Source organism: Rhodococcus sp. EPR-147, assembly GCF_001647185.1.
Taxonomy (GTDB): domain Bacteria; phylum Actinomycetota; class Actinomycetes; order Mycobacteriales; family Mycobacteriaceae; genus Rhodococcoides.
Map to the genome: position 1 here is coordinate 1 of NZ_LVCU01000157.1, position 6,569 is coordinate 6,569.

Here is a 6,569-nt window from a genome sequence, read left to right on the forward strand (position 1 = left end):
GGAGGATGCGGGTCGGACCGAGCTGATCGGGTCGACGGCCGTGGGACGGCACGCGGGTCTGGCGGCAGCGATGCTGGCGGCGGGCGGCGGGGTGGCGGCGACGGGCGCGTTGTCGTCGATCTCGCTGTGGGGATTCGGGCTCCCGCTAGCCGGGAGCGTCGCATACGGGGCGTCGGTCGCCGTGGTCGGACTCGTCTTCGTCGGTTGTGCGGCCGTGGCGGCACAGGTGGCGTCGGGGGCGCGAGCGGCTCGCGGTTACGCCCTCGGCGTGCTGGCCGTGGTGTTCGCAGCGCGTGCGATCGGCGACGCAGGCTCGGGCACCCTCTCGTGGTTCTCGCCGATCGGCTGGTCGGCGCAGGTACGGCCGTTCGCCGACGAGCGGTGGTGGCCGATGATGCTGTCACTGACGACCGCCACAGCATTCTGCCTCGGCGCGTTCGCCGCTGCGAATCGACGCGCTCTCCGTGCCGGCTTGCGGGCCGAACACCGCGGCCGTGCAGCGGCCGCACCCTCGCTGTCCGGGCCGATCGCTCTCGCGTGGCGTCTCTCGCGCGGGACCGTAGCCGTCTGGACCGTCGGGCTTGCTCTGTTCGGCATCGCCATCGGATCGTCCACCGGCGGGATCGGTGACCAACTCGGCAGCAGCGCTGCCATCGGCGAGGCACTGGAGAAGTTCGGTGGCAGCACCGTCGAGCAGTCGTTCATCGCCGCTGTGCTGAGCATCGTGGGCGTGGTAGTCGCCGCGTTCGCTGTCTCGGCTCTGCTGCGGTTGCACAGCGAGGAAGAGGCGGGCCTGGCCGAGATCGTGCTGGCCACCGGGGTTTCGCGAGCGCGGTGGTTGGCAGGTCACCTGCTGTGCGCGGTCCTCGGCGCAGCGTGGCTGCTGCTGGTCGTCGGCCTCGCCATCGGGCTGACGTACGGGTCGGCCACCGGCGACGTCACAGGCGAACTGCCGTCCGTTCTGGTCGGTGCACTCGTTCAGCTGCCGGCCGTATGGGTGGTGACGGCCATCGGCGTGGCACTGTTCGGAGCTCTTCCTCGATTCGCGACCGTCCTGTGGGCCGTGCTGGCCGGTTTCGTCGCCCTCGGCCAGGTCGGGTCCGTGGTGGGCCTGCCGCAGCCGTGGCTCGATCTGTCGCCCTTCACCCATGTTCCGAGACTGCCGGGAGCAACGCTCACCCCGGTGCCGATCGGCTGGCTCGTCGCGGTGGCCATCGTCGTCGGTATAGGAGGTTTCACAGCATTCCGACGAAGAGACATCCGAGGCTGACGGGGGTCCGATAGCATCGACGTGGCCGATTTGCCCGGCCCGGCCCGACATGGTGGCGTCCTGTCGGTTCCGTGATCTCTGAGCCGAACGCGCATGGAGGCTACGTGCAATCGACATTCCTGCGCACCTGGTGGAACCAGCCACACAGCTACGAGTCGGTGGTCAGCTACCTCGACCTGCACGGTGCGCTCGCACCGTATCGCCTCGCTGCATCTCTGAGCACGTTCACGTACGGACTCGGTGCTGCTGCGCTGCTCTGGCTCACCGACGCCCCGCCGACCTCGGCGATCGCCAGGTCGGTCTTCGTCGTTGCGATCGTGTCGACGCTGTTGGTCGGTATCGCCTGGCTGAAGGCTCCGTGGCCGTCGAAGCGGGTATCGGTGATGTTCGCCGCGTACTCGGACATCGGAGTAACGCTGGTTCTGTTGTCCTACGGATCGCCGCAGACCGCCTTCTTGGCTCTGGCGATGCTCGCAGCCAACAGCGTGTACGTCCAGCTCTTCCACAGTCCGAGGGTCATGGCGCTGCATCTGCTGTGGGCCGGAGCGGCCATGACGCTGTTCTTCGTGCTGATCCTGCTCTCGCCCGAGGCCGATCACGGTCTGGCCATCGCGCAACTCGTGGTGCTCGTGCCCATCACGTTCATGGGCCCCACCTTCTTCCAGTACCTGCTCCTCAAACTGCAGGTCCAAGCGCAGGCGGCCAACTTCGACCCGCTCACTCAGGTGCGCAATCGGCGAGGGCTCGACGAGGCGCTCCCGGTGTATTTCCTCGGTGCGACCGATGTCTCGGTGATGGTCGTCGACGTGGACCGATTCAAGTCGATCAACGACAGATTCGGTCACCACCAGGGGGACGCCGCCCTGCAGCTAGTCGCACGCCGGTTGACCACGGACGGTGTGCTGGTCGCGCGGGTGGGCGGTGAAGAATTCGCGGTGGTGACCAAATCGGCCGAGAACGAGGCCCTCGCACTGGCCGAGAAGTATCGGGGTGCCGCGTATTTCGCGGAGGACCCCGCACCACTGACAGTGAGTATCGGCGTCGCGCACTGCACATATCCCGTTGCCGAAGGCATCGGTTTCGACGTCGTCGAACTCACCACACTGTTGCTGCGACGTGCCGATGCGGCGATGTACGAGGCCAAACAGCAGGGCGGCAATCAGGTGGTCGTAGCGGGCTCGACGCCCCGAAACGATCGGACTCCGTCAGGCACCGAGACGTGAGTGCAGCGACGCTACGACTCAGTTCGGAGTCGAGTCGTCGTACTGGTTCTCGACGTTCTGTTGGAATTCGTCGGCACACTGCTGTTGCGCCGCAGTATCGCTGCCTGCGTTGCTCAGGCAGTCGGTGAAGTCCTGGCCACCCACTGCGTTGAACAGGCCGACGCCGACGACGACGAGAACGATCGACAGAGCTGCGGCCACGAAGCCGAGAATGATCGCGACGAGTGACACGGTGCCGTTGGTGGCGGTGCGCTTCTTGTACCTGGACCGTCCGATGAAACCGAGAACGATGGCGATCAGGCCGAGAAGAATTCCGCCGACGATGGTCCAGGAGAACAACAAACCCAGAATCGCCAGCACCAGAGCCACGGTGCCGACCGTGTTCTTCGGGGCTACCGGCTGTTGTGGGTACCCGCCCTGCTGGGGGTACTCACCAGGTGAAGGGTAGTTTCCGGGCGGGGGATAGTTTCCGGGCGGCGGATTCTGATTCGACACGTCGAGTACCTCCGAGATCGGCGATCGTGAACGCTCGGAGTGTATGCAGGTGTCTGTTGTGCGCACAGACCCCCACGCGCTCCCGTGATCAACTTGTCATCGAACGTGGTCGTCAACCGCCGAGTCGCGAATGCATCTCCCAGATCAGCACCTCGGCCGGCTCGGTAGCGGTGATGGTTTGTCCACCAGTCGAACTCATGCGGACGGCGTCGCCCTCCCAGAGCTCGCCCACCCCCTCGAGCGTGACGGTGCCGCGCGCGACGAACAGGTGCACGAACGGGGCGTCGGGCACCGTCGCCGAATTTCCGGGCAACAGCCTGGCGGCGTGCAGCGCAGCCGACTTCTGTGAGATGCCGATCGCCGCCTGCCCGCGGTGCTTGTCCATCCCCGACGCGACGGTGACCAAGCCGCCTCGCAGTAATTCGTCGCCGATTTCGAGCTGTTCGTACCCGGGAGTGACACCGGGGCTGTCCGGAAGTACCCACATCTGCACGAAGCGAACGGGTTCGGTGTGCTTGTTGCCGTCGATGCTCCAGGAGTCGTTCTTTTCGGAGTGCATGATGCCCTTGCCCGCGGTCATCCGTTGCGCGAGGCCGGGATAGATGATTCCGGAATGACCGATGGAGTCCTGATGCACCAGTGAACCCTGCATCACCCACGTGACGATCTCCATGTCGCGATGCGGATGCGTCTCGAATCCCTGACCGGCAGTGACGATGTCGTCGTTGTTGACCAGCAACAGTCCGTGATGGGTGTTGTCGGGGTCGTAGTGCTGGCCGAAGGAGAACGAATGTTTCGAGTCCAGCCAGGACACACGGGTTTTCGATCGATCACCGGCACGATGTACGTCGATGTGGGCGGTCAGTGGAGCGGACATGAGACCACTCTACGAGCATGTCTGTGCACCGGCGTACGACCTGCATAACGTTCGGGTGTCTTTGCCGTCGGTGTGTGGGCGGCACCGGGAGTGGGTAGGTTTCGCTACGTACGCTCACATGCTTCGCAAACTCCGAAGAAGGCGGCGAGAAATTCTCATGGTCGGTTCCAGCTCGAGTGTGGCACGCACGGTCGAACCCCAGCTCGAGGACGCCTTGGCGGCGTGGTTGCCAGGTCAACGGTGGTTCGGCGCAAAGGGTTCGACGGTGAGTTCGGTGCGGATCGTCGCGCGCGACGTGCTCCGAGACGAACCGCACTTCGCGGCCGAGCATCTGCTGGTGGAGGTGCAGTTGACACAGGACGGCGCGGCCGTCGTGCAGACCTACCAGGTGCCCCTGGGCTTCCGGACCGAACCGACCGACGACCTCCGACCGTGGTTGCTGCCCGTGGCGGGCGAGGTGGCCGTCTACGACGGTCTACGCGACCCCGAGATCATCGGCCTGTACGGAGATGCCCTTGCTGCCGGAAAAGCCACTGGCAGCATCGAATTCAAGGTCGTCGACGGTTCGAGTGTGCCGAGCGGTCTGCGTGGTCGGGTTCTCGGGGCCGAGCAGTCCAACACCTCGGTGATTCTCGGTGATCTGCTGTTGCTCAAGCTGTTTCGTCAGGTGCCGCCGGGAATCAGTCCGGATGTGGAACTGCATCGCGCGCTGGCACAGGCGGGGAGCGTCAACGTGGCGCCGCTTCGGGGCTGGCTGGAAACCGAAGTCGGTGGTGAACCCACGACGCGCGGCATGGCTCAGGATTTCGCCGCGAACTCCGCCGAGGGGTGGACTGCGGCGCTGGCCAGCGTGCAGGAGGTGTTCGACTCACCGGAGACGCCGATCGAAGACCTGCCCGCAGATTTCGCCCCGGACGCCCACCGAATCGGAGCAGCCGTGGCGCAGGTGCACCACGACCTGGCATCGGTGCTGGGCACCGCCGAACGGTCCGTCGAGTCCACCGCCGTCGACGAGATCCTCGCCCGCATCTCGGGAGTCGCCAGGGTGGTGCCGGAGATCGCGCAGTACATCCCGGCGGCGACCGCGCTGATCTCTCGGGCGGAGGCGTCGAACAGCACCACGGTGCAGCGGATCCACGGTGACCTGCACCTGGGTCAGGTGTTGGGCACCCCCGAACGGTGGCTGCTCATCGATTTCGAGGGTGAGCCGGCGAAGACCTTGGCCGAGCGTCGGCAGATGGACAGCGCTCTGCGTGACGTGGCGGGAATGTTGCGCTCGTTCGACTACGCCGCCAACCACCTGCTGGTCGATCTGCCCGAGGACCAGTCGGCGCGAGAGCGCGCCGAGAAGTGGGCGGCCCGCAGCATCGCTGCATTCTTCGACGGCTACGCCTCGGTGGCCGGGCACGATCCCCGCGAGGAGGCCGACCTGTTGCGCGCATACGAGCTGGACAAGGCCGTGTACGAAGTTCTGTACGAGGCACGCAACCGGCCCACCTGGCTGTCGTTGCCGCTGCGCGCCGTGGCGCGCCTGGTGAGCTGATCGGTGAGCTGATGCTGAGCTGGGGGGCGGGAGTGGAGCCTGCAGTAACGACCTCAGGGGGCGGGAGTGGAGCCTGCAGCAACGACCCAGGGGTCGTGGTCGACCGGCCTGTCTACGACAAGTACCGTATTGCCTGACACGGGAGGCAGGACATGAACGGTATCTTGGCAATTTTCGGCATCGCGGTGGTCGTCATCACCATCGTCGTGGTGGTCGTGCTCGTTGCGGTGTTGTTCGTCGCATCGATCAAGCCCAACAGTCTCAACATCGACCTGGACCGCAAGAAGCGCGCCCGGGAAGAAAGTTCCACGAAGGCCTGAGACTTCCGTCACGCCCGAGACCGATTCGTTCTCGGGCGGAGTTGTATCGAGTCGAAGCGCCGACCGACGCTTCCGGTTCTACAACTGGAGTCCTCGTGAGCACTTCCCTGAAAGCTCCGGCCGCGTCCGGATCGTCGGGCTGTGCGCCCCGCATCAGGTCGCGGATGCTCGGCGAGTCGGTGTTCGCTCAGTTCACGCGCTTCGTGATCGTCGGGGTATCGAGCAACGGTGTGTACGCCCTGCTGTTCGTCGCTCTCGCTTCACTCGGATCGTTCACTGCCAACCTCGCAGGTGTGGCCGCAAGTACCGTGCTCGCCAACGAGCTGCACCGCCGTCACACCTTTCATGCGGCCGGTCGTGTCGGCTGGTTCCAGACGCAGTGGGAAGCCGGGGGACTGGCCCTGATCGGGCTCGGCCTGAGTACCGCCTCACTGGCCGCAGTGCACATCCTGTTCCCGGCACCGCCGACGTACGTCCAAGTTCTGGTCGTCATCGCTGTGGGTGGCATCTTCGGAGCCGCCCGGTTCCTCGCTCTCCGTGGCTGGGTGTTCCGTCCGGCGACGCTCGCGTCCTCGGGATCCGGTCTCGCTGCTCGCTGAGCTGTGACGTTGCACCATTGCGTGCAGACATCGATTGCTACCTCTAACAGAATCCGGGCAAGCCTCCGCGTGTCGCGCATCGATCGCCCTAGGCTTGCGAGCTGACGTCAACGCGAGGAGGCATCTCGATGGCCAGGGATCTGACACAACTCGAGCTTCTGCAAGAGCTGGTGCCCACTGCCGAGGACAATGTGAACCGTCACATCTCGATGGCGCGGGAGTGGCACCCTCACGACTACGTC

At 65.3% G+C, this 6,569-nt stretch carries 7 protein-coding genes and 1 pseudogene; 6 read left to right on the forward strand and 2 right to left on the reverse strand.

Translation table 11 applies throughout. The features are described from left to right. Together A2J02_RS28115 and A2J02_RS07655 are read left to right on the forward strand one after the other, a co-directional pair. Positions 1-1,270, forward strand: a 1,270-nt coding sequence (locus A2J02_RS28115; protein ID WP_068048823.1) for an ABC transporter permease, incomplete at its 5' end; no start/stop codon positions are given. 104 nt (positions 1,271-1,374) lie between these two features. Further along, complete coding sequence (locus A2J02_RS07655) at positions 1,375-2,493, forward strand: GGDEF domain-containing protein (protein WP_068048826.1); 1,119 nt, start codon at positions 1,375-1,377, stop codon at positions 2,491-2,493. An 18-nt stretch (positions 2,494-2,511) separates the two neighbouring features. Here the strand turns inward: A2J02_RS07655 and A2J02_RS07660 are convergent, their stop codons facing one another. Next, a complete protein-coding gene (locus A2J02_RS07660; protein WP_231893762.1) occupies positions 2,512-2,988 on the reverse strand; it encodes a DUF4190 domain-containing protein in 477 nt (158 codons plus the stop codon). Positions 2,989-3,100: 112 nt separating this feature from the next. Then, positions 3,101-3,865: a pirin family protein gene (locus A2J02_RS07665; RefSeq protein ID WP_068048829.1), complete on the reverse strand. Its 765-nt coding sequence runs from the start codon at positions 3,863-3,865 to the stop codon at positions 3,101-3,103. A 157-nt stretch (positions 3,866-4,022) separates the two neighbouring features. Here A2J02_RS07665 and A2J02_RS07670 point away from each other — a divergent pair, with 157 nt between their 5' ends. From A2J02_RS07670 to A2J02_RS28615, 4 genes and pseudogenes are all read left to right on the forward strand, one after another. After that, the gene (locus tag A2J02_RS07670; protein WP_068048831.1) at positions 4,023-5,408 is read left to right on the forward strand and encodes a maltokinase N-terminal cap-like domain-containing protein; all 1,386 of its coding nucleotides are present in this window, start codon (positions 4,023-4,025) and stop codon (positions 5,406-5,408) included. A gap of 152 nt (positions 5,409-5,560) precedes the next feature. Beyond that, positions 5,561-5,728: a hypothetical protein gene (locus A2J02_RS27625; protein WP_156516139.1), complete on the forward strand. Its 168-nt coding sequence runs from the start codon at positions 5,561-5,563 to the stop codon at positions 5,726-5,728. Positions 5,729-5,892: 164 nt separating this feature from the next. Continuing rightward, on the forward strand, positions 5,893-6,327 hold the full coding sequence (locus tag A2J02_RS07675; protein WP_156516140.1) for a GtrA family protein: 435 nt from the start codon (positions 5,893-5,895) through the stop codon (positions 6,325-6,327). A 128-nt stretch (positions 6,328-6,455) separates the two neighbouring features. Then, a pseudogene (locus A2J02_RS28615) lies at positions 6,456-6,569 on the forward strand (acyl-ACP desaturase); the annotation flags it as partial.

What these genes read in the sequence shown, in the direction of transcription:
- A2J02_RS27625 (WP_156516139.1), top strand. Translation starts at nt 5,561, where the DNA reads ATGAACGGTATCTTGGCAATTTTCGGCATCGCGGTGGTCGTCATCACC.
- A2J02_RS07665 (WP_068048829.1), bottom strand. Translation starts at nt 3,865, where the DNA reads ATGTCCGCTCCACTGACCGCCCACATCGACGTACATCGTGCCGGTGAT.
- A2J02_RS07675 (WP_156516140.1), top strand. Translation starts at nt 5,893, where the DNA reads ATGCTCGGCGAGTCGGTGTTCGCTCAGTTCACGCGCTTCGTGATCGTC.
- A2J02_RS07670 (WP_068048831.1), top strand. Translation starts at nt 4,023, where the DNA reads ATGGTCGGTTCCAGCTCGAGTGTGGCACGCACGGTCGAACCCCAGCTC.